This is a genomic window from Kineococcus sp. AC630, from assembly GCF_979255925.1.
In genome coordinates this window covers 1-19,999 of sequence record NZ_CEEDMJ010000017.1, presented here as the reverse complement: position 1 = coordinate 19,999, position 19,999 = coordinate 1, and the positions used below count along the sequence as shown (strand labels likewise).

The 19,999-nt window shown below is 73.2% G+C and carries 24 protein-coding genes; 14 read left to right on the top strand and 10 right to left on the bottom strand.

Annotation, left to right across the window (positions count from 1 at the left end):
• The first annotated feature begins 19 nt into the window (after positions 1–19).
• Positions 20–664, top strand: a complete 645-nt coding sequence (locus AC0I8G_RS17805; RefSeq protein WP_471731131.1) for a haloacid dehalogenase-like hydrolase — start codon at positions 20–22, stop codon at positions 662–664.
• A 1-nt stretch (position 665) separates the two neighbouring features.
• Here AC0I8G_RS17805 and AC0I8G_RS17800 read toward each other — a convergent pair whose 3' ends face one another.
• Together AC0I8G_RS17800 and AC0I8G_RS17795 are read right to left on the bottom strand one after the other, a co-directional pair.
• On the bottom strand, positions 666–1,502 hold the full coding sequence (locus AC0I8G_RS17800) for a tetratricopeptide repeat protein (RefSeq protein ID WP_471731130.1): 837 nt from the start codon (positions 1,500–1,502) through the stop codon (positions 666–668).
• A gap of 166 nt (positions 1,503–1,668) precedes the next feature.
• Positions 1,669–1,974: an antibiotic biosynthesis monooxygenase family protein gene (locus AC0I8G_RS17795; protein WP_471731129.1), complete on the bottom strand. Its 306-nt coding sequence runs from the start codon at positions 1,972–1,974 to the stop codon at positions 1,669–1,671.
• Positions 1,975–2,182: 208 nt separating this feature from the next.
• On the opposite strand from AC0I8G_RS17795, the gene AC0I8G_RS17790 reads away from it, so the two are divergent.
• Positions 2,183–2,428, top strand: a complete 246-nt coding sequence (locus AC0I8G_RS17790) for a hypothetical protein (protein ID WP_328293951.1) — start codon at positions 2,183–2,185, stop codon at positions 2,426–2,428.
• Here AC0I8G_RS17790 and AC0I8G_RS17785 read toward each other — a convergent pair.
• Positions 2,425–2,973 carry a TetR/AcrR family transcriptional regulator gene (locus AC0I8G_RS17785; RefSeq protein WP_471731128.1) on the bottom strand — a complete coding sequence of 183 codons (549 nt, stop codon included), beginning with the start codon at positions 2,971–2,973 and terminating at the stop codon, positions 2,425–2,427. The genes AC0I8G_RS17790 and AC0I8G_RS17785 overlap by 4 nt on opposite strands.
• Positions 2,974–3,009: 36 nt before the next feature.
• Here AC0I8G_RS17785 and AC0I8G_RS17780 point away from each other — a divergent pair, with 36 nt between their 5' ends.
• Positions 3,010–3,948, top strand: coding sequence for a DMT family transporter (locus AC0I8G_RS17780; protein WP_471731127.1), 939 nt, complete (start codon positions 3,010–3,012; stop codon positions 3,946–3,948).
• Between the two features lie 31 nt (positions 3,949–3,979).
• Entirely contained in the window at positions 3,980–4,798 is an 819-nt protein-coding gene (locus AC0I8G_RS17775; protein ID WP_471731126.1) for a class I SAM-dependent methyltransferase, read from the top strand.
• Positions 4,799–4,825: 27 nt separating this feature from the next.
• On the opposite strand, the gene AC0I8G_RS17770 is transcribed toward AC0I8G_RS17775, so the two are convergent.
• Entirely contained in the window at positions 4,826–5,188 is a 363-nt protein-coding gene (locus tag AC0I8G_RS17770; protein ID WP_471731125.1) for a DUF4267 domain-containing protein, read from the bottom strand.
• A gap of 56 nt (positions 5,189–5,244) precedes the next feature.
• Between AC0I8G_RS17770 and AC0I8G_RS17765 the strand changes: the two genes are divergently transcribed.
• The 5 genes from AC0I8G_RS17765 to AC0I8G_RS17745 all read left to right on the top strand — a co-directional run bounded on the left by AC0I8G_RS17765 (position 5,245) and on the right by AC0I8G_RS17745 (position 10,964).
• Positions 5,245–5,814 (top strand): TetR/AcrR family transcriptional regulator, encoded by a 570-nt coding sequence (locus AC0I8G_RS17765; protein ID WP_471731124.1) that lies wholly within the window; start codon positions 5,245–5,247, stop codon positions 5,812–5,814.
• Positions 5,811–7,148, top strand: a complete 1,338-nt coding sequence (locus tag AC0I8G_RS17760) for an FAD-binding oxidoreductase (protein WP_471731123.1) — start codon at positions 5,811–5,813, stop codon at positions 7,146–7,148. The genes AC0I8G_RS17765 and AC0I8G_RS17760 overlap by 4 nt, the downstream gene beginning before the upstream one ends.
• Positions 7,149–7,260: 112 nt before the next feature.
• Positions 7,261–7,848, top strand: a complete 588-nt coding sequence (locus AC0I8G_RS17755; protein WP_471731122.1) for a TetR/AcrR family transcriptional regulator — start codon at positions 7,261–7,263, stop codon at positions 7,846–7,848.
• A gap of 75 nt (positions 7,849–7,923) precedes the next feature.
• On the top strand, positions 7,924–9,330 hold the full coding sequence (locus AC0I8G_RS17750) for an amidase (protein WP_471731121.1): 1,407 nt from the start codon (positions 7,924–7,926) through the stop codon (positions 9,328–9,330).
• A gap of 104 nt (positions 9,331–9,434) precedes the next feature.
• A complete protein-coding gene (locus AC0I8G_RS17745) occupies positions 9,435–10,964 on the top strand; it encodes a glucoamylase family protein (RefSeq protein ID WP_471731120.1) in 1,530 nt (509 codons plus the stop codon).
• 57 nt (positions 10,965–11,021) lie between these two features.
• On the opposite strand, the gene AC0I8G_RS17740 is transcribed toward AC0I8G_RS17745, so the two are convergent.
• Genes AC0I8G_RS17740 through AC0I8G_RS17730 form a run of 3 tightly spaced genes read right to left on the bottom strand, consistent with a single transcriptional unit; the run spans position 11,022 to position 14,262 of the window.
• Positions 11,022–12,092 carry an NAD-dependent epimerase/dehydratase family protein gene (locus AC0I8G_RS17740; RefSeq protein WP_471731119.1) on the bottom strand — a complete coding sequence of 357 codons (1,071 nt, stop codon included), beginning with the start codon at positions 12,090–12,092 and terminating at the stop codon, positions 11,022–11,024.
• Complete coding sequence (locus tag AC0I8G_RS17735; protein WP_471731118.1) at positions 12,089–12,910, bottom strand: S-methyl-5'-thioinosine phosphorylase; 822 nt, start codon at positions 12,908–12,910, stop codon at positions 12,089–12,091. Before AC0I8G_RS17735 ends, AC0I8G_RS17740 begins: the two co-directional genes overlap by 4 nt.
• Positions 12,907–14,262, bottom strand: a complete 1,356-nt coding sequence (locus tag AC0I8G_RS17730) for a glycosyltransferase 87 family protein (protein ID WP_471731117.1) — start codon at positions 14,260–14,262, stop codon at positions 12,907–12,909. The genes AC0I8G_RS17735 and AC0I8G_RS17730 overlap by 4 nt, the downstream gene beginning before the upstream one ends.
• Before the next feature lie 112 nt (positions 14,263–14,374).
• On the opposite strand from AC0I8G_RS17730, the gene AC0I8G_RS17725 reads away from it, so the two are divergent.
• The 3 genes from AC0I8G_RS17725 to AC0I8G_RS17715 are packed head-to-tail and all read left to right on the top strand — an operon-like array spanning position 14,375 to position 15,959.
• Positions 14,375–14,926, top strand: a complete 552-nt coding sequence (locus AC0I8G_RS17725) for a cytochrome b/b6 domain-containing protein (RefSeq protein ID WP_328293939.1) — start codon at positions 14,375–14,377, stop codon at positions 14,924–14,926.
• On the top strand, positions 14,923–15,531 hold the full coding sequence (locus AC0I8G_RS17720; protein ID WP_471731116.1) for a molybdopterin-dependent oxidoreductase: 609 nt from the start codon (positions 14,923–14,925) through the stop codon (positions 15,529–15,531). Before AC0I8G_RS17725 ends, AC0I8G_RS17720 begins: the two co-directional genes overlap by 4 nt.
• Positions 15,528–15,959, top strand: coding sequence for a hypothetical protein (locus AC0I8G_RS17715; RefSeq protein ID WP_471731115.1), 432 nt, complete (start codon positions 15,528–15,530; stop codon positions 15,957–15,959). The genes AC0I8G_RS17720 and AC0I8G_RS17715 overlap by 4 nt, the downstream gene beginning before the upstream one ends.
• On the opposite strand, the gene AC0I8G_RS17710 is transcribed toward AC0I8G_RS17715, so the two are convergent.
• From AC0I8G_RS17710 to AC0I8G_RS17700, 3 genes are read right to left on the bottom strand one after another with little or no spacing between them, the layout of a single operon-like run.
• Positions 15,925–16,602, bottom strand: a complete 678-nt coding sequence (locus AC0I8G_RS17710; RefSeq protein ID WP_471731114.1) for a class I SAM-dependent methyltransferase — start codon at positions 16,600–16,602, stop codon at positions 15,925–15,927. The genes AC0I8G_RS17715 and AC0I8G_RS17710 overlap by 35 nt on opposite strands.
• The gene (locus tag AC0I8G_RS17705; RefSeq protein WP_471731113.1) at positions 16,599–17,207 is read right to left on the bottom strand and encodes a TIGR04282 family arsenosugar biosynthesis glycosyltransferase; all 609 of its coding nucleotides are present in this window, start codon (positions 17,205–17,207) and stop codon (positions 16,599–16,601) included. The genes AC0I8G_RS17710 and AC0I8G_RS17705 overlap by 4 nt, the downstream gene beginning before the upstream one ends.
• On the bottom strand, positions 17,204–17,881 hold the full coding sequence (locus AC0I8G_RS17700) for a glycosyltransferase family 2 protein (protein ID WP_471731112.1): 678 nt from the start codon (positions 17,879–17,881) through the stop codon (positions 17,204–17,206). The genes AC0I8G_RS17705 and AC0I8G_RS17700 overlap by 4 nt, the downstream gene beginning before the upstream one ends.
• A 122-nt stretch (positions 17,882–18,003) precedes the next feature.
• On the opposite strand from AC0I8G_RS17700, the gene AC0I8G_RS17695 reads away from it, so the two are divergent.
• Both AC0I8G_RS17695 and AC0I8G_RS17690 read left to right on the top strand, forming a co-directional pair.
• Complete coding sequence (locus AC0I8G_RS17695; protein WP_471731111.1) at positions 18,004–18,735, top strand: response regulator transcription factor; 732 nt, start codon at positions 18,004–18,006, stop codon at positions 18,733–18,735.
• On the top strand, positions 18,732–19,871 hold the full coding sequence (locus tag AC0I8G_RS17690; protein ID WP_471731110.1) for a sensor histidine kinase: 1,140 nt from the start codon (positions 18,732–18,734) through the stop codon (positions 19,869–19,871). Before AC0I8G_RS17695 ends, AC0I8G_RS17690 begins: the two co-directional genes overlap by 4 nt.
• The last annotated feature ends 128 nt before the right edge of the window (positions 19,872–19,999 follow it).

Here is a 19,999-nt window from a genome sequence, read left to right as displayed (position 1 = left end):
CGCCCCGTCCACCACCCCGGTGGGCGGGGCGATCGTCGTCCCCGACCTGGACGGCACGCTGGTCGCGGGCGACGCGTTCGGAGGTTTCCTGACGCGGTCGTTGCGGCGCAACCCGTTGCGCTTCCTGGCCCTCGCCCTGACCGCCCCGCTCTGGGGTTCCGCCCGCCTGCGCCGCGGTGGTCGGGCGCGGGCGGAACTCCAGCTCATCACCTCGATCACCTTCGGCCGCAGCCCTTCCGCTCTGCAGCGCGCCTTCGAGGAGTTCGCCGCGGACCACGTCCGCCGGGGGCGGGTCAAGGTCGCACTCGAGCGGCTGGTGCTCCACGTGCGGGCCGGCGACGAGGTCGTCGTCGCCACGGCGTGCGCGCAACCCCTCGCCCGGGCGGTCTGCCGTGAACTCGGCCTCGGCGACGTCCTCCTGGTGGCCAGTCCGTTCCGGCACCGCCGGTGGGCCCCACCCGTGGCCGTGGCGATCCGCGGTGAGCTCAAGGTGCAGGCGCTGCGACGGGCGGGGATCCGGTTGCCGGTGGCGCACGCCTACACCGACGACGCCCGTGACCTGCCGCTGCTGCGCCAGGCGCAGCACGCCCACCTCGTGCGACCCCGCGCCCGCGACGAGGCCCGTGTCCGCGCGGAACTCGGCGACGTCGAGGTCCTGCGCTGACTCAGTCCCGCGGGAGGTCGCGCAGCGCGCGGCGGGCCAGGTCGTCCCCCGCCGCGGCGCCGGCGGCGAGGTGGAACTCGGCGCGCTGCAGGTCGCCCCGTTCGAGCAGCAGCAACGCGAGGTTGTGGTGGCAGTACGCGTCCCCGGCCGCGATCCCCGCGGTGTAGGCGGCTTCCGCGGCGTCGACGTCGCTCTCCGCGAGCAGGTTGCCCAGCGGGAGCCAGCACTCGCGCTGACCGAGCTTCGCGCCGAGTTCCAGTTGCTGCTGCGCCTGCCCGGCCCGGCGGGTCAGCAGCAGCAGCGCGGCGAGGGCCGCGCGCGCCGCCCCGGAGACCGCGGCTCCGGCGCGCAGCCGCGGTTCGAGCTGCGGGTCCAGCGTGGCCTCCCACTCCCAGCAGGCGCGCAGCGCGAACGCCTGAGGGTCCTCCCCCGCGCGGGTCAGCGCGGCGTCGGCGCCCGGGAGGTCGCCGCGGTCGTGCCGCAGGTGGGCGAGCTCGACGAAACCCTCGGGCAGACCGCTCTCGCCCGCGGCCGCGAAGGCACCCGCCGCGCCGTCGAGGTCGCCCAGCGACTCCAGCAGGTGGCCGAGGTGGACCCACGCGTCGGTCTCCCCCGCCGCGGCCGCCCGGCGGTACGCCTCCGCCGCCTCGAGCGGCCGGTCCAGTTCCAGGAGCGTGTTGCCGACGTTGCCCCAGACCCAGTCGCCGCCGAGTTCCACCGCCCGCTCGAAGCAGACCAGCGCGTCCTCCTGCCGTCCGGCGTCGGCGAGGTCGCAGCCGAGGTCCACGACGGCGTCGACGTCCGCGCCCGCCAGCACCACCCGCATCCGCTCGTCCACCCCTGCAGTCTGCCGATCCCCGTGCGCACACGCCCACCGCACCCCGGGTGCGGCGGCGACAGACGGCGAGGGTGGGACCGGAACCACGGGAGGCCGCGGTGGCCGGTTGCGGACGGGAGACGTCGTCGTGCTCGAACCCCCGGACCCGCGCGGCCGGGCTGGACGGTCAGGCGGAGGCGACCTCGCGGTAGTGCTCGACGAGGGGGAACGGGTCGTAGAAGTGGTGGAGCAGGGATCGCCACTCCTGGTACCCGGCGGATCCGCGGAAACCCTCGGTGTGGTCCTCCAGGGTGTCCCAGCGCACCAGCAACAGGTAGGTGTCGGGGCGCTCCACGCAGGAGGACAGGGTCAGCCCCTGGAACCCGGGTACGGCGGAGATGATCAGCTTGGCCCGGGCGAACGCCTCCTCGAACTCGGCTGACCGGCCGGGGAGGACGCTGAGGACGGCCTGTTCGAGGATCACCGGGCCCATCCTGGCGCACGGGGTCCCCGCCGTGCCGGGAGACCGGGGAGAACTGCTGCGCCCCCGTCCGGGCCGGGCCTCGTGGTGCCTGACCCGGGACGTCGTCCCCACCGATCCGACCGAGGAGCCGCTGCACCACGTCTGACGCCTCGGCCTGACGCGCGGACCTGACGTGTCGCTGCGGGCCCGGCGCAGCGCGTGGGTCCAGGCTGGGCCGATGGAGGACGACCTGCTGGCGAACCCCGCGAACTTCCCCGAACTCATGCTGCTGCCCCACCTCGACGACGAGTGGACCGAGGTGCGCCTGGGGCGGCGCAGCGACGGCGCGTGGGAGGTCTACGTGACCATCCGCGTGGACGACGGGTACCGCAACGAGGCCTCGGCGCAGGCCGTCGCCGACCACTACCGGGAGAACCTCCAGGCCTTCGTGGAACACCGCCGGAAACGTCGGGGTCGCGCCTAACCGAGCAGGGCCGCGGCCGCGGTCCGGGCGCGCTCGAAGACGTCGTCGAGGACGCCGACGCCGTGGGTCACGAGCGCGCCCTCGTGGAGTAGGAACAGTTCCCGGGCGAGGTCCTCCTCGCCCACAGCGGTCCGGAACTGCTGCAGCATCCACCGCTTCTGCTCCACGATGACCGCGTAGGCCGGGTGCGAGGGGTCGTTGATCTCGGCGTGCGCGTTGATCATGGCGCAGCCCTTGGGGCCGTCGGTCGCGGACCACGCCTGCGACGCGGCGAAGACCGCGTCGACCTGTTCCGCAGAGCCGGGGCCGGCCGACTCGAGGTGCTCGGCGAGCAGCGTGCGCCACCGCCGGTCGCGGGCGGTGAGGTACTCGACGACGAGGCGTTCCTTGCTGCCGAAGCGGTCGTAGAGCGTCTTCTTGGTGACTCCTGCCCGTTCGGCGATCGCCTCGACCCCGACCGCGTGGATGCCGTGGGCGTAGAAGAGGTCCGAGGCGGCGTCGAGCACGGCGCGCGCCTTGGGGGTCCAGTCGATGGCGTTCTCCACGCGCACCACTATACCGATCGGGTTACTCTCGGGACCATGACTATACCGATCGGTATACCTCGGAGCGCCGTGACCGCCGGGCTCGCGGCCCTCTTCGTCGTCTGCTGGTCGTCGGGCTTCGTCGGCGCGAAGCTCGGCGCCCAGGCCTACGACGTGTCGACCGTGCTGGTCTGGCGGTTCCTGCCCCTCGCGGTGGTCCTGCTCCTCATCACCGCGCTGCGCCGGCACCGGACCCGACCGGGCCGGGCAGAACTGCTGCGGCAGAGCGCGATCGGCCTGCTGTCGCAGTCGGGGTACCTGCTCACCGTCTACTGGGCGATCGACCTGGGCGTGAGCACCGGCACGACGGCCCTCGTCGACGGGACCCAACCCCTCGTCGTCGCCGCCCTCGTCGGGCTGCTGCTCGGGGTGGCCGTGCGCGGTCGCCAGCGGGTCGGGTTGCTGCTCGGACTGGTGGCCGTCGGCGCGGTCACCTGGGCCGACGCCGGCGCTCCGGGGACGCACGCGGCACCGTGGGCCTACGCCGTGCCCTTCGCCGGGATGGCGTGCCTCGTCGCGGCCACGTTCCTCGAACGTCGCAGCCCGGGCCCGCCGGACCCCTGGCGCAACCTCACGATCCACTGCACGACGTCTGCCGTCGTGTTCACCCTGCTGGCCCTGGTCCACGGAACGGCCGCCCCGCCCACCGAACCCGCGTTCTGGGTGGCCACCGCGTGGCTGGTCGCCTTCCCCACCTTCGGCGGGTACGGCCTGTACTGGCTGCTGCTGCAACGGGTCGGGATCACGACCGTGAACAGCCTGTTGTTCCTCGTCCCGCCCGTGACCACGACCTGGGGAGCGCTCTGGTTCGGCGAACCGGTCACCGCGGTGACGATCGCGGGGCTGGGTCTCGCCCTCCTCGCCACCTGGCTCGTCACCGCCGAGGACGGAGGGGCGCGCCGTCGGAAACAGGTTGCCCGGTCGGGCCGACCGTGACGATCGTGGACGCCTCGAACGAGGAGGAACCGTGACCGCGGACGCCGTCAGCACGAACATGCGCAACTGGGACGAACGCGTCGCCGACCACCTCGTGGCCTACGGGGCCGAGGCGTTCGCCGACGACCGCAGCGCCGTGGGTGTCGAGGTGGAGACCCGGGTCCTCGCACCGCACCTGCCCGGTGGCACCGTCGCCGGCCTGGACGTGGTGCACCTGCAGTGCCACATCGGCACCGACACCATCAGCCTGGCCCGCCGCGGGGCGCGCGTCGTCGGCACCGACCTGTCCGGGGCCGCGATCGAGGCGGCGGGCAGGCTGGCCGAGCGGGCGGGCGCGCAGGCGACGTTCGTGCAGTGCCGCAACGAGGACGCACCCGACGTCCTCGGTCGCGAGTTCGACGTGGTCCTCACCTCCGTCGGCGTGCTCACCTGGCTGGAGGACCTCGGGAGCTGGGCCCGCGCCGTCGCCCGGCTCCTGCGGCCGGGCGGGGTGTTCCTCGTGCACGACGCCCACCCGGTGCTGAGCGCCCTGCAGCACGACCGCGACGACGACCTCCTGGTGCTCGGCGAACCGTACTTCGCGGCCGGGGAACCGCGGAGGTTCGACGACGGCGTGACGTACGCCAGCGACACCCGGATGCGCAACACCGTCACCTACCAGTGGCCGCACGACCTGGGCGAGGTCCTCGGGGCCGTTCTCGCCGCCGGGCTGCGCATCGAGGCGTTCCACGAGCACCGCACCATGCCGTGGAAGGCGCTCCCCGCGATGGTCTCGACGGCGCGGGGGTGGGAACTGCCCCCGGGCGCCCCCGAGTGCCCGTTGATGTTCTCGCTGGTGGCGCGCCGGTAGGTCCCTCGAGGTGACACCGGCAGCACCTCACCCCAGCGCGAGGACGAGACCCGCCGCGACGAGCAGGGCCGCCGTGGCGCCGTGGACGCCGAAGGCGGTGGCGGGCTTGCCGCCGCGGGTGAGCACGACGGCGGCGTCCGCGACCGGGGTGACGGCCGCGGCCACCAGGCCCCATCCGAGCACGGTGGAACCCCCGGCCGCCCAGACGACCAGCAGCACCACCCCGGAGGTGATGTCGCGGACACCCTTGATGGCGGTCAGGGCGCGGAGGTCGTCGACGCGTGCCCCGTAGTCGAGCGTCGCGCGCTGCGGCACGAGGAGGAAGCGAGCTCCGACGACGGCGATGGCGACACAGGCGAGGAGGGCGATGACGAGTGCGGTGAGGTGCATGACCGGCCGTTTCTCTGAAGTCTTGCGCTGATAGATAACGACGCTAGCATGGTCTCGTGCCTCCTCGCCCAGCCCCGGACCTCGCCTCCCGCCGCGAACTCATCACCCGCACCGCCCGCACCGTCGCCGAGTCCGAAGGCTGGGGCGCGGTCACGATGCGCCGCCTCGCCGGCGAGCTCGGCGTCACCCAACCCGTCCTCTACTCCGCGTTCACGAACCGCCAAGCGCTCGTCGACGCGGTGGCGCTGGGCGGCTTCGACGAACTGGCCGCGGCGATGGAGGCGGTGGAGACCTCGCCGCGGGCGCGGATGAGCGCCTACCTCGACTTCGCCGCCACGCGGCCGCAGGTGTACGAGGCGATGTTCTCGCTGCCCTCGGGACTGACCTTCGCCGTCGGGGACCGTCCAGAACCGCGACGCGCCTTCGCCGCCCTGGGCGCCGCCTTCCCCACCACCGGCGACGGGACCGACGACGACACCCGGACCGAGGTCGTCTGGTCCCTGCTGCACGGCCTGGCCACCCTCGACGCTGCCGGACGACTGATGCCCGGGCAGGCCCAGGCCCGACTCGACCTCGCCCACCGCGTGCTCACCCAGCCGTCGACCTCCCAGGAGAACCCCTCGTGAACAGCCCCCTCGCCGGCGTCGACTCCCCCGACCACGCCGCGGCGATCCACCCGAGCAACTCGGTCACCCGGCAGCGACCCGGCTGGGTGGTGACCGTCACCGAACCCGGCGACCTCTCCCGGACGCTCACGGCGGTCGGCGAGCTGGTGCGGTCCTCCGGTCAGCCGCTGCAGGTCGTTCCCCAGGCCACCGGCCACGGTGCCGGCGCTCCCGTCGGGGACACCGACGTCCTCCTCGACACCTCACGGCTGATCGACGTGGTCGTCGACCCCGCCGCACGGACCGCCACCGTCGGGGCCGGCGCGACCTGGTCGGACGTCAACGCCGCGGCCGAACGCCACGGCCTGCTCGGGCTCGCCGGCTCAGCCCCCACCGTCTCGGTCTGCGGGTACACCTTCGGCGGCGGCATCGGCTGGCTGGTCCGCCGCGACGGCCTGGCCAGCGGATCCCTGCGCGCCGTCCACTACGTCGACGGCGACGGCCGCCTCCGCACCGCCACCGACGACGCCCCCGAGCAGATCGACCACGACGCCCTGTGGGCCTTCCGCGGCGCCGGTGGGGTCGGCATCGCCCACACCCTGGAGTTCGACCTCTTCCCCGCCCCCGACCTGCACGCCGGGGCGCTGCTGTGGCACGTCGAGGCCCTGCCCGACCTCCTCGCCGCGTGGTCGGGGATCGTCGACACGCTGTCCGGCAACGTCTCCCACAGCATCTCCGTCCTGCACGTGCCCCCGCTGCCGCTGTTCCCGCCCGCGTTGCACGGCCGGGTCGCCGTCCACCTCGCCCTCGCCGACCCCGACGGACCAGGCGCCGCCGGCCCCCTGCTCCACGCCATGCGCAGCGCCGCCACCCCCGTCTCGGACACCTGGGGTCCCAGCGACGCGGCACGACTGGCGAGCATCCACCTCGACCCGCCGGTCGCGACCCCGGCCGTCGGCGACGCGCGCTGGCTGGGCGCCTCGACTCCCGACGTCGCCGCAGCGCTGCTGTCCACCGCCGCCGGTCCGGACTCCCCTCTGGTCCTGCTGGAGATCCGCCACACCGCCGGCGCCCCCACCCGCCGCAGCGGTGCCCTCGTCAGCCCACCCGGAGACTTCATCTACCACGCCGTCGGAACCCTCGACCGCTCCACCCACGCGCAGATCCAGGAGGGTTTCGCTGCAGCGCAGGACGTGTGGCGCCCGGTCGACACCGGGTACACCCCTGGTGCCTGGATCGACGGCGCCGCCGGCGTTCCCGACGCGTTGCCGACCGGGACCCGCCGACGTGCCGCGGCCATCGCCGACGCCGTGGACCCGGCCGGCCGGATCCGTCGCTCACGCCTGCTCGGATGAACGCCACACCTGACGATCGAGCACCGACGGGACCGCGCGGTGGAAGTCGGGACGAGGAGGCGATGCCGGAGAGAGGCTAGACGACCGGTCTATTGGCGGCTAGAGTCGGGTCATGCCCGCCACGGAGGTCGACACCCGCCAGCTCATCCTGGACACCGCCCAGGACTGCATGGCTCACAAAGGTTACGCCGCAGTCGGTCTGACGGAGATCCTCACGGGCGCGGGGGTTCCGAAGGGGTCGTTCTACCACTACTTCCCGTCCAAGGACGCGTTCGGTGAGGCGCTCATGAAGAGCTACTTCACCGACTACCTGTCCACCATGGACACCCTGCTCCACGACACCTCCCGGAACGGCGCCGACCGCGTCATGGAGTACTGGCAGCGGTTCTACGACCTCCAGAGCTTCGACGACTACCAGGGCAAGTGCCTGGTCGTGAAGCTCGCCGCGGAGGTCTCCGACCTGTCCGAGACGATGCGCGTCCAGCTCGACGTCGGCACCACCGGCCTCGTCGCGCGCATCGAGAGGCTCATCGAGGGTGGCGTCGCCGACGGCACCCTGTCGGCGGCCCTCGACGCCCCGGCCGTGGCCGCCACTCTCTACGACCTCTGGGTCGGGGCCAGCGTGATGGCGAAGATCCAGCGCCGCCCGGACGCCCTGGACCGGGCCATGACCAACACGCGCGCCCTGCTCCACCTCTGATCGACCCCACCCGACCACTCGTCACTCTTCCTGTCGGTCCGACTAGACGACCGGTCTACTAGTTCGAGGAGAACCATGAACGCCGACCTGCTGCACACCGACGCCACCGGACTCGCGGCCCTGATCCGGAGCGGAGAGGTGACCTCGGTCGAGGTCGTCCAGGCGCACCTGGACCGCATCGCCGCCGTGAACCCCTCGATCAACGCCATCGTGTCCCTCAACGACGACGCCCTCGCCGAAGCGCAGGCCGCGGACGACGCCCTGGCCGTGGGCGGACCCGTCGGGCCGCTGCACGGGGTTCCGTTCACCGTGAAGGACTCCCTCGACACCGCGGGGGTCCTGACCCAGCGCGGGTCGCCGGTCTTCCGCGGGCGCACCCCGGAACAGGACGCCACGAGCGTCGCCCGCATGAAGGCCGCCGGCGGGATCCTGCTCGCCAAGACGAACCTCCCGGAGTTCTCCTACTCCACCGAGAGCGACAACCTGCTGACCGGGCGGACGAACAACCCGTGGAACCTCGAGCGCACCGCCGGGGGTTCCAGCGGCGGCGAGTCCGCGGCGATCGCAGCGGGGATGAGCCCGATCGGCCTCGGCACCGACCTCGCCATCTCGGTCCGGGGCCCGGCGGCGCAGACGGGCATCGTCGCGCTCAAGCCCACCCACGGACGCGTCCCGATGACGGGGGTCTGGCCCCGTGCACCGCGACGCGACTGGCACGTCGGCCCCATGGCCCGCACCGTCCGCGACCTCGCCCTGGCCTACGGCGTCCTGAACGGACCCGACGGCCACGACGGTGCCTCCGTCGTACCCGCCGGCCACGACACCGGCGTCGGCGACGCTCCGACGCGGCCCCTGCGAGTGGGCTGGTACACCGACTCCGGGCTCGGTCCCGTCGACCCCGAGGTCGCGGCCACCGTCCGCGCCGCGGCGCAGGCCCTCGCGGACCAGGGGGTCGAGGTGCACGAGGTCACGATCCCGGTCCTGCTGCAGGACAACCCGCTCGGCCTGTTCAACCTCCAGCACGTCATGGAACTCAAACCGGCCATGGCCGAGGCCACCGCCGGTCACGAGGACGAGATGTTCACCATGTCCACGGGCATGCTGGCCACCCCGGACACTTCGATGTCGGACTACGTCGCGGCGGAGCAGGGCTTCGAGAGGATCCGCGACGGCTACGCCGAGTTCTTCTCGACGTTCGACGCGCTGCTGCTGCCGGTGCTGCCGATCCCGGCCCACGAGCACGGCGCGACGGAGTTCGTCATCGACGGGCAGACCGTCGACGCCACGCACGTCCAGACGTTCACCGTGCAGTTCAACATCACCGGCATGCCCGCCCTGTCGATGCGGTTCGGCACCAGTTCCGACGGCCTCCCGATCGGGGTGCAGATCGCCGCCAACCGGTACGCCGAGTCGACCGTCCTGCACGTCGCCGGACTCCTGGAGGGCGTGAGTCCGGTCAGGGGCTCCCACCCCGACCTCTGAGCGGGACCCGGGACCACCGGGTTGACGGAACCCGCGAGGAGCGGGAGGGTGTGGCGTAAGCGCATACATCCCGACCGTCACCGCCGACTCGTCTGGAGTTCCCGATGCACCGCCGATCCCTGCTCACCGCCGCCCTCGCGACCCCCCTCCTCGGTGCCGCCACCGCGCAGTCCGCCCAGGCCGGTGGGGGGTCGCGGCGGGTGCTGCGCCGCTACGCCGCCGCGACCTGGCGGTCGATGGCCGCCATGGCCGACCCGGCGACCGGCCTGGCCGCCGACGACATCGCCGACGACCTGTCGCCCGCCTCCCGCGGTGCCCAGACCTCGCCGACGAACATCGGTGCCTACCTCTGGAGCACCGTCGCCGCCCGCGACACCGGGATCATCGATCGGGGCGAGGCGTGCCGACGGCTCGCCCAGACCCTCGACACCTTGCGCCGACTGGACCGGCACGAGCAGAGCGGGCAGTTCTACAACTGGTACTCCCCGACGACGGGCGAGGTCCTCACGACGTGGCCGGCCAGCGGTGACGTCGTGAAACCCTTCCTGTCCACGGTCGACAACGGCTGGCTCGCGATGGCCCTGCTCCTCACCGCGCGGGCCGAACCCCGCCTCGCCCGGACCGCCGACGCGCTGCGGACGCCGATGGACTTCGGGTTCTACCACGACGCCGCCGAGAACGGCCCCGGCGGGCAGTTGCGCGGGGGGTTCTGGGACGAGGACCCCCACGAGGACGCCGCCGTCGTGGGGAACTACCGCGGCGGGAAACCCGTCTGGTACACCGGCCACCACTACGGGGCCTTCAACACCGAACCCCGGATGGCCTCCTACCTCTGCATCGCCGCGGGTCAGATCCCGGCCGCGCACTACTTCGGGACCCAGCGGACGTTCTCGAACGAGAACTGCGACTACGACTGGACCGAGACGCGACCCGAGGGGTTCTGGGCGGAGCACGAGGGTCAGCGCGTCTTCGAGGGCGCGCTCCCCTACCGGGGGAAGCTCATCGTCCCGACCTGGGGCGGCTCGATGTTCGAGGCCCTCATGGTGCCGCTGTTCGTCCCCGAGGAGAAGTGGGGCAGGCGCTCCTGGGGGGTGAACCACCCGCTCTACGTCCAGGGCCAGATCGAGCACGGTCTGGACGAGGCGAAGTACGGGTACTGGGGTTTCTCCCCCTCGAACGATCCGGCCGGCGGGTACCGCGAGTACGGCGTCGACCAGCTCGGCCTCGACGGCGCCGGCTACACCTCCGACGAGGAACGCACCACCGTGGACCAGGCGTTCGCGGGGTGCCGCGCGGGCGGTGCGGTCCCCACCGGGTACGGCGACGGCGTCGTCACGCCGCACGCCTCGTTCCTCGCGCTGCGCTACGCCCCGGACGCGGCGTTGCGCAACCTCGCCAACCTCGAGGCGGACTTCGACTGCTGGGCCGACGGGGGTTTCCTGGACGCCGTCGCCGTCCGCAGCGGGCGGGTGTCCCGCCGCCACCTCGCCCTGGACCAGGGGATGGTGATGGCCGCGCTCGGGAACGCCCTCGCCGGTGACTCCCTGCGGAAGTACGTGAGCGACGGCGCCTTCGCCCGAACGCTGAAACCCCTGATGCGCCAGGAGGTCTTCGCGAGCCGAGCGGCAGCGTGAACCACGGGACGGACGACGCCGTCGGGGAGCGGCCCGAGGCGTCGACACGTGCGCAGCTCAACCGAGGCGGGGCTCTGCACCCCGCACCCGGTCGCGCATCGGGGCCTCCGCGAAGTCCCGCACGGCGTCGACGAACGGCACCGCCGCCCGCCAGGGGATCTCGCGCTCCGCCCGGGCGGAGGACGCGGTGAGGTGCCGGACGTCGCCCAGGCGGTACTCCCCGGTCACCACGGGCTCCGGACCACCGCAGACCCGGGCGAGGGTCCGGGCGAACTCGAGGACCGTGCGCGGGGTTCCGCTGCCCACGTTGAACGCCCGGAAACCCGGCGTCGTCCGGGTGCGGGTCAGCGCGGCGAGGTTCGCGGACGCCACGTCCCGCACGTCGACGAAGTCGCGCAACTGCCCGCCGTCCTCGAAGACCCGCGGGGCGAGACCGGCCGCGAGGGAGCTGCGGAAGAACGAGGCGACCCCGGCGTAGGGAGTTCCCTGCGGCATGCCCGGCCCGAACACGTTGTGGTACCGCAGGGCGACCGCCGACCCGCCCGTCTCGCGGGCCCAGGCGGCGACGAGGTGTTCCTGGGCGAGCTTCGTGACGGCGTACACCGTGCGGGGTTCCAGGGTCACGTCCTCCTCGATCAGCACCGGTTCCAGCGGGTCGCCCGCCTCGTCCAGCGGTTCGAAGCGCCCGGCGTCCAGGTCCGCCACCGTGCGGGCCGGGGGCCGGACGACCCGGTCGCCGCGGCGGTAGGAACCCTCGCCGTAGACGACCATCGACGAGGCCAGGACGAGGCGGTCCACACCCCGGCGGGTCATCGCCGCGAGGAGTTCCGCCGTCCCGGTCACGTTGGTGCGCGCGTAGTCCGGTGCGTCCGAGAGGTCGACCCCGAGACCGACCTTGGCCGCCTGGTGGCTCACCGCGTCGACGCCCTCGAGCGCCCGGTCCACCGCCATCGGGTCGGTCACGGAACCCCGGAGGAACTCGACCCCGTCGACCGGTTCGACGTCGTCGGCGTGCACGTCGGGGCGCAGGTCGTCGAGCACCCGGACCCGCCACCCGCGGTCGAGGGCGGCCCGCACGACGTGCCCGCCGATGAACCCGGCCCCGCCCGTGACCAGCAGGGTGCTCACGCGGCGAGCACCTTCGCCACGGCCGCGGGATCGATGAGTTCCCGTGGCGCGTAGTCCTCCGGCACCGCGGCCACGACGGCGCGGACCGCGGCGAGGATCCGCGGTGCGGCCGCCGCCATCCGCGCCAGCACCAGTGACGCGTCGGCGGTGTCCGGCCCGGAACCCGCGTCCCGGTCGGTGATGAACGCGAGGTTCACCAGACCCACGTTGAGTTCCGCGGCGAGCACCGCCTCGGGGTACTGGGTCATGTTCACCAGGTCCGCACCCGCAGCCCGGAACCAGGCCGACTCGGCGGCGGTCGAGAAGCGCGGCCCCTGGATGACGACGCTCGTCGCGGGCGACAGCGGCTGCTCCCCGATCCGGGCGAGCGCGTCGAGGGCGAGCGAACGCAGTTGCGGGCAGTAGGGGTCGGCAGCGGGCAGGTGCTGCACGGGCAGGCCGCGACCGTCGAAGAACGTGTCCGGCCGACCGTGGGTGCGGTCGATGAGCTGGTCCGGCACGGCGAAGCGTCCCGGCGTGGCGTGCTCGCTCAACCCACCGACGGCGGCGGTCGTCACGACGGCCCGGACGCCCAGCGACGCGAGCGCCCAGAGGTTCGCGCGGTAGTCGATGCGGTGCGGTGGCAACGTGTGACCCTCACCGTGCCGGGCGAGGAACGCGACCGGACGACCGCCGAGGTCACCGACCCGGACCGCTCCGGACGGCCGACCGTAGGGTGTGGTGACCTCCACACCGCGCACCTCCTCCGCGTCGGAGTCGAAGAACCGGTAGAGACCCGACCCGCCGATGACGGCGACACGAGGGAGTGGGTGGTTCACGAGACGACCTCCAGGGTTCGGTGCGGTGCGAGGGGACGGCGTCGCGCCCGCAGCAGCGAGGCGACGAGGACGAGGACGGCCGCGACGAGGACGACCGTCGGCCACCGGTCGGGCGAGAACACCCGGGCTTCGAGGGCCAGCGGGACGAGGAGCCACTCCGGTCGCCGGCTCAACGCGAGTCCGGGGACGAGCAGCAACGAGTACCACGGGTAGGTCGGGGAGACGATCAGCAGGACGGAACCCGTCAGCACGGTCTGCGCGGTCCACGGCCGGTCGGGGTCCGCGAGGCGCCAGGCCAGCACCGCGGCCAGGGCGAGCAGCAGGAGGGCGACGGTCGTCGCGGCCCCACCCGACAGGAACCCCAGGAGCACGAAACGCCGGCCGCTGTCGTAGCCCTCCTCCGAGAGGTACCCCGGCAGGAACCCCAGGACCCCCCGGCCGGTCCAGACGACGTAGGGCACGTACGACAGACCCACCGTCGCCGCGATCGACACGAGCAACGTCACCGGACGTCGCCGCAGCAGCGGCGGGACGAGCAGCGCCGGCACGAACTTCGTGGCGACCGCCAGCCCGAGCAGGATCCCCCCGAGGACCGTGCGCCGCCGACGGCCCCCCACCGCGAGCACGAGGGTTCCCAGCACTCCCGCCAGGCAGCCGAGGACGTCGACGTGGGCGTTGTTCACCGCCTCCAGCACGACGAACGGCGACCACCCCCAGCACGCGGCCCAGCGGGGGTCGGTCCCCCGTCGCCGCATCGCCACGACAAGCACGGCCGTCACCGCCACGACGAGCACAAGCCCGGCGACCTGGAAGGGCAGGAACCGTGCGCTCACCGGGACCAGCGCACGCACCAGGGCGAAGAACCCCTGGGCGAACGGCGGGTAGATCGTCGGAACCCCGACGCGGTTCAACGCCGTGCACAGCGGATCCCCGCTGGGAACCCCCGCCCCCGTGACGAACCGGCCACCGGGACACGGGCCCACGGGGAACAACCAGGACGGTCGCCACCCCACCAGGTCGTCCGCGGCCGGGACGTGCGCGTAGGGCGAGGTGCCGTGGCCCGCGACGATCCCGTCCCAGGCGTAGCGGGCGGAATCGGTGCTCGTCGTCGGCGCGGTGACGAGCCCGGCGAGGCCCAGCAGCACGGATCCGCCAACGACGAGGAGACCCGTCCGGCGCAGGCCCCTCGGGAGAACCACTGCGGCGGCCGCCGCGAGAACGCCCCCGACGAGGACCGCGGACACCAGCCACGGCCCGCTGGGAGTCGGGCCGAAGTAGCCGGAACGCCGTTCGGCCACCACGAGGGCGACTGCGGCGAGGGCGAGGAGAGTTCCGGACAGGGCGATCCGCACGTCGTCCATGCTGCCCCGCCCGAAGGCTCCACCGCTGAGGACGAGGGGACCTGTTCGCGGACCGTAAGAACTCGGCGCCCGCAGGGACGAACCGCTGAGGACGATGGAACCCATGTCGAGAAGACTCCGGCTCACCCGGGCCGTCGAGGAACGCAGCGCGTGGATCCAGCGACAACTGGACGCCCCCGCTCGGGACACCCGCTCGGCGGTCGTGCTCGGACGGCTGCTCGGACTGGCGTTCACGATCTGCTTCCTCACGGGCCTCTACAGCCACTTCCTGCAGGACCCGCGACCCTGGATGCGGTTCCCGACGTGGCCGGCGAACCTCTACCAGCTCAGCCAGGGGATCCACATCACGACGGGGATCTCCCTGTTCCCGTTGATCGTGGCGAAGCTGTGGACCGTGTACCCGCGGTTGTTCGTCTGGCCTCCCGTGCACTCGGTGCTGGAACTGCTCGAACGGTTGTCGATCGCCGTCCTCATCGGCGCCGCCGTGGTCGAACCGGTCACCGGCCTGCTGAACACCTTCCAGTGGTACCCGTGGAGGTTCCCCTTCCGCAGCACGCACTACGCGCTGGCCTGGATCGTCGTGGGCAGCACGTTCGTCCACGTCTCCGCGAAGCTCCCCGAGATCGTGGCGCACTGGCGCGGAGGTTCCCGGTGAACGGGGAGGGGACGACGCGGCGCGGGTTGCTCATCGCCACCGCGACCGCGGTCAGTGCGGTCGTGGCCACCACGGCCGGGCAGAGCTTCGGGTGGTTGTCCGGGCTGAACGTCCTGGGTCCCCGGGTCCGTGGACGCGGCCCGCAGTCCCTGCCGGTCAACACGACGGCGGAGGAGGCCCGCGTCCTCGACGTCACGAACGCGGACACCTGGCGGCTGTCCCTCACGGGGCCGACGGGAACCCGGACGTTCAGCCTGGAGGACCTGCGGACCCTTCCGCAGACCGCGGTGGAGGTTCCGCTCGCCTGCGTCGAGGGCTGGTCGTCCAGCGCGGACTGGTCGGGGGTCCGGGTCAGCGACCTCGTGGGACTCGTGGGGGGGTCGACCACGGACTCCGTCCGCTTCCACAGCCTCCAGCAGGGCAGTCGGTACAGCGTCACGACGATGGGACCCGAGTTCGTCCGCGCGGAACGGACGCTCCTGGCCCTCAACCTGTTCGGGGAACCTCTCGACCTGGACCACGGGTTTCCCGCCCGGGTCATCGCGCCGGGCCGACCCGGTGTGCTGCAGACGAAGTGGATCGCGTCGATGGAGGTCCTGCCGTGATGCGCCGTGCCCGTCCCGTCCTGCTCCTGATCGGCCTGGGTCTGCTGGGGGTGGGCGCGCTGCACCTGACCCGGGCGCTGCACACCCCCGCGCAGTGGCTGAACCTCGGGCTCTGGCTGGCGGCGGCGGTCCTGGCCCACGACGCCGTCCTCGCGCCCGCCTTCCACGTGGGCGACCTGGTCCTGCGACGGACCACGCACCGGGTGGGGGGTGCGGCGCGGACGGTGCTCCGGAGTTCCCTCCTCGCGGCGCTCCTGCTGACCGCGGTGGGGCTGGCGGAACGGCACGCCAAGGAACTCGGCCCGCGCAACCCCAGCGTCCTGCCGCTGGACTACGGCCGGACGCTGGTCGGGGTGTGGGTGCTCACCCTGCTGGTCTGCGCCGCGACCCTGCTCATCGACCGCGGTCGGGCCGGGAGTCGGGACTGAGCAGGGCGAACGAGCGGCCCGCCCGGTTCCAGGTGCGCACCACCCGCAGACCCGCGTCGCGGGCGTGGCGGGAGAGTGCCGGGACCCCGACGACCGCCCACGGGAACAGCGTGGAGCGACCCCCGTCGTCTTCGAGCAGCACGTCGAGGGACCGGTCGACGGTCGGGTCGGGGGAACACTCCACGAGCACCCGGCCGCCGGGGGCGAGGAGTTCACGACACCGCCCCAGCAGGTCGGCCGGGCGACCACCGATCCCGAGGTTCCCGTCGAGGAGGAGCACGGTGTCCCAGCCGTCGGGCAACGGGCCGAACACGTCGCGACGCAGCACCGGCAACCCGCCCGCCCGGGCCGCGGCGACGGCGGTCCGGGAGGAGTCCACCCCCAGGGCGGGTCGTCCGGCGCGCAGAGCGGCCTCGACGAGGCGACCCGGTCCGCACCCCAGGTCGAGGACCGTTCCCCGGGTCCGGGCGAGCGCGTCCAGGTCGGTGGCGTCGGCCGCCGCGCAGAACCGGGACACGTCGAGGGTCCCGAGGAGTTCGCCGTCGAACCCTCGCAGCGCCAGCGAACCGTGACGACGCTGCACCGCGCGGTCGTAGGGTCCGGTGAAACCGCCGGCCGGCGAGCCGAGGGGTTCGGCGGTCACGACGCCGCCCGCAGGCTCTGCAGCACGGCGGCGAGCCGGGGAGAACCGGCGGCCGCCCGTGCGAGGTCCCCGACGGTGTCGACGTCGGTCATCGGCGGCAGGTCGAGGACGCGCAACCCGCGCAGCCGGTCGCGCTGGTGCCGTCCCGTGTCCGCGCGGGACATGGGAACCCCCCGGACGAGTGACCCGTCGGGTTCGCGCAGACCGAGGGCCCAGAACCCGCCGTCGGTGGCGGGACCGAACACCGCGTCCACCGCGTCGGGCCACGTCGTGAGGGGTTCGAGAACGCGCGGGTCCAGGTGCGGGGTGTCCATCCCGATCAGCAGCGACGGACCCTGCACGCGGTCGAACAGTTCCGCGAGCCGCTCGTCGAGGCTGCCCGTGGGCTGGGGTTCGACCCGCCACCGCTCGCCCGTCCCGACCGGCCGGCGTCCGTCGAGGAACAGGACGTGGTCGTCGAAGGGCAGCGGAGCCAGCGCGACGAGGGTTTCCGCGAGGCAGGCCGCAGCGATCTCCGCGGCCTCGTGCGGGCTGAACGGTGGGCAGAGCCTCGTCTTGACCCGGCCCGGGAGGCACTCCTTGGCGATGACCACCAGGGTGGTCACCGGCCGGCCTCCGTCAGCCGACGGCTCATGTCGAGAGCGGCGGTCAGCGTTCCGCCCAGGGTGCCCGTCACCTTCGACCGTCCGGCCCGAGGGCGGTACGCGACGTCGACCTCACGGACCCGCCACCCGGCCGCACCGGCCCGGAGCAGGAGTTCCAGCGGGTAGCCGCTGCGCCGGTCGCGCACCCCGAGCGCGAGCAGGTCGCGTCGCCGTGCCGCCCGGACCGGGGCGAGGTCGTGGACCTCCAGCCCCGTGCGCGTCCGGACCCGCGCCGCGAGGGCGGCGTTGGCGACCCGCGCGTGCCAGGGCCAGACCCCACGACCGAGCGGACGTCGCCGCCCGACGACGAGGTCGCTCTCCCCGGCCGCCACCGGCAGGACCCACCCGGGGGCGTCGCCGAGGTCGATCGAGCAGTCCGCGTCGCAGACGACGACGAACTCGGCCGTGGCCGCGAGCAGCCCGGCGTGGACCGCGGAGCCGTACCCGCGGACGGGTTCGCCGACGACGAGGGCACCGAGCGCCCGCGCCACGTCCCCCGAGCCGTCGCTCGAGGCGTTGTCGACGACGACGGCGCGGAACCCGGCGGGCAGGGCGGCGAGCACCTGCGGCAGGGCCGCGACCTCGTTCCAGCAGGGCAGCACGACGTCGACCTCGGCGGTCGCACGGGAAGACATGCTCAGCACGCTAGGCAGCGGCCGCCGGCCGGGGGGCCGCCAAACCTTACGAACCGGGGACGACCTCGGTCCCGCCCCGCGGAACCGGGGTCGGCACCTGTTCCCCGACCTAGCATGACGGGATGGAACCCCGCGACGCCGCCGTCCCCGCCGAGGAGGACCTGCGCGACCGCCGGGTGCTCGTCGTCGAGGACGACCCGACGGTCCGGGAGGTCGCCGAGGAGTACCTGCGTTCCGCCGGCCTGCTCGTCGACACCGCACCGGACGGGATCGCGGGGCTGCGCCAGTTCACGCGGACGCCACCGGACCTCGTCGTCCTGGACCGGATGCTCCCCGGACTCGACGGGGCCACCGTGTGCCGGCGGATCCGCGAGACGTCGCGCACACCGATCATCATGCTCACCGCCCTGGGGGACGTGGAGGACCGCATCGACGGCCTCGAGGCCGGCGCGGACGACTACCTGGCGAAACCGTTCTCCCCGCGGGAACTCGTGCTCCGCGTCCGGTCGTTGCTGCGCCGCAGCGTGGCGCGCAACAGCCCGCAGACCCCGTTCGAGGTCGGCCCCTTCGGGCTCGACGTCTCCCGTCGCACCGCGAGCCGCGACGGAGTTCCCCTGCCGTTGTCGGTCCGGGAGTTCGACCTGCTGGCGTTCCTGCTCAAGCACCCCGACCAGGTGTTCAGCCGGGAGCAGCTGCTGCGCGAGGTGTGGCAGTGGAGTTTCGGGGACCTGTCCACGGTGACCGTCCACGTCCGCCGGGTGCGGGAGAAGATCGAGGACGACCCGACGTCGCCGCGACACCTGCTGACGGTGTGGGGCGTCGGGTACCGCTTCGACGCGGTGGGCGCCGCGTGATCCCGTCCGGCGACCTCGTGCGCATCCTGGTGACGGCGGTGGGTGTCGCCCTGCTGACCGGCGTGGTCACGCTGTTCGCGCTGCACCTGCTGCGGCGCAGTGCCGCGGTGGTGCGGCTCCTGGTCCTGGCGACGGGGTTGGCGGTGTCGACGGCGGCGGCGACGCTGGCGATCGGTGCGCAGATGTACCTGTCCGGCCACGACCTCCTCGTCCTCTGCTGGGTCCTGGGCGCCTCGTCGCTGTCCGGTCTGGCGGTGGCGGCCGTGCTGGGCACCCGCAGCGCACGGGCCGCCGACCGGTTCCGCCGCGACCTCCGCGCCGTCGCCGAGGGTCGGGTCGTCACCGCCGAACACGAGACGGGTGAGTTCTCGAGGCTGTCCGCAGAACTGTCCGCGACGTCGCGCAAGCTCGAGGCCGCACGGACGGAGGTCGCGGCGCTCGACGCCTCCCGCCGTCGGCTGGTGGCGTGGATCTCCCACGACCTGCGCACCCCGTTGGCTGCGCTGCAGGCGATGGCGGAATCCCTGGAGGACGGCGTCGCCCAGGACCCGGCCCGCTACCACCGCCAGATCCGCGGCCAGGCCGAGGTCCTGACCGGCATGGTGGACGACCTCTTCGAACTCTCCAAGATCCAGTCGGGAACGCTGCGCCTGCGTCCGGAGACGATGTCGCTCTACGACCTGCTCAGCGATTCCGTCGCCGACCTGCACCCCGTCGCCGTGGCCCGCGGGATCACGTTGCGCGAGTCCCGCACCGGCGACCTCACGGTCCGCGGTGATCCGCGCGAACTCTCCCGGGTGCTGAACAACCTGCTGGTGAACGCCATCCAGCACACCGAGGAGGGTGGGGAGATCCTCATCTCCGCCTGCGAGGCCCCCGAGGACCACGTCGTGCTGTCGGTCACCGATTCCGGGGGCGGGATCCCCGAGGAGGACCTGGCCCTGATCTTCGACGCCGGCTGGCGGGGAACCCCCGCCCGCACCCCGACCGGACCGACGTCGGAACTCACCGGCTGGACCAACGGTGCCGGTCTCGGCCTGGCGATCGTCAAGGGCATCGTCACCGCTCACGCCGGCCGCGTCAGCGTGGCGAACGTGCCCGGCGGCTGCCGCTTCGACGTCCTCCTCCCCCGCTGACCCCGCGCGGTCCGGGACTGTCCTGCCCCCGTCCGCGATCTTGCAGGGAATCCCAGCAAGATCACGGGGCGAGGGGGTCAGCGGGCGTCGCGGGTGTCGCGGACGACCTGCGGGGCGTACTCGGCGGC

Coding starts and splice junctions, on each gene's coding strand:
- AC0I8G_RS17795 (WP_471731129.1), bottom strand. CDS start 1,974: ATGGGCCCGGTGATCCTCGAACAGGCCGTCCTCAGCGTCCTCCCCGGC.
- AC0I8G_RS17790 (WP_328293951.1), top strand. CDS start 2,183: ATGGAGGACGACCTGCTGGCGAACCCCGCGAACTTCCCCGAACTCATG.
- AC0I8G_RS17780 (WP_471731127.1), top strand. CDS start 3,010: ATGACTATACCGATCGGTATACCTCGGAGCGCCGTGACCGCCGGGCTC.
- AC0I8G_RS17770 (WP_471731125.1), bottom strand. CDS start 5,188: ATGCACCTCACCGCACTCGTCATCGCCCTCCTCGCCTGTGTCGCCATC.
- AC0I8G_RS17755 (WP_471731122.1), top strand. CDS start 7,261: ATGCCCGCCACGGAGGTCGACACCCGCCAGCTCATCCTGGACACCGCC.
- AC0I8G_RS17750 (WP_471731121.1), top strand. CDS start 7,924: ATGAACGCCGACCTGCTGCACACCGACGCCACCGGACTCGCGGCCCTG.
- AC0I8G_RS17745 (WP_471731120.1), top strand. CDS start 9,435: ATGCACCGCCGATCCCTGCTCACCGCCGCCCTCGCGACCCCCCTCCTC.
- AC0I8G_RS17725 (WP_328293939.1), top strand. CDS start 14,375: ATGTCGAGAAGACTCCGGCTCACCCGGGCCGTCGAGGAACGCAGCGCG.
- AC0I8G_RS17700 (WP_471731112.1), bottom strand. CDS start 17,881: ATGTCTTCCCGTGCGACCGCCGAGGTCGACGTCGTGCTGCCCTGCTGG.
- AC0I8G_RS17695 (WP_471731111.1), top strand. CDS start 18,004: ATGGAACCCCGCGACGCCGCCGTCCCCGCCGAGGAGGACCTGCGCGAC.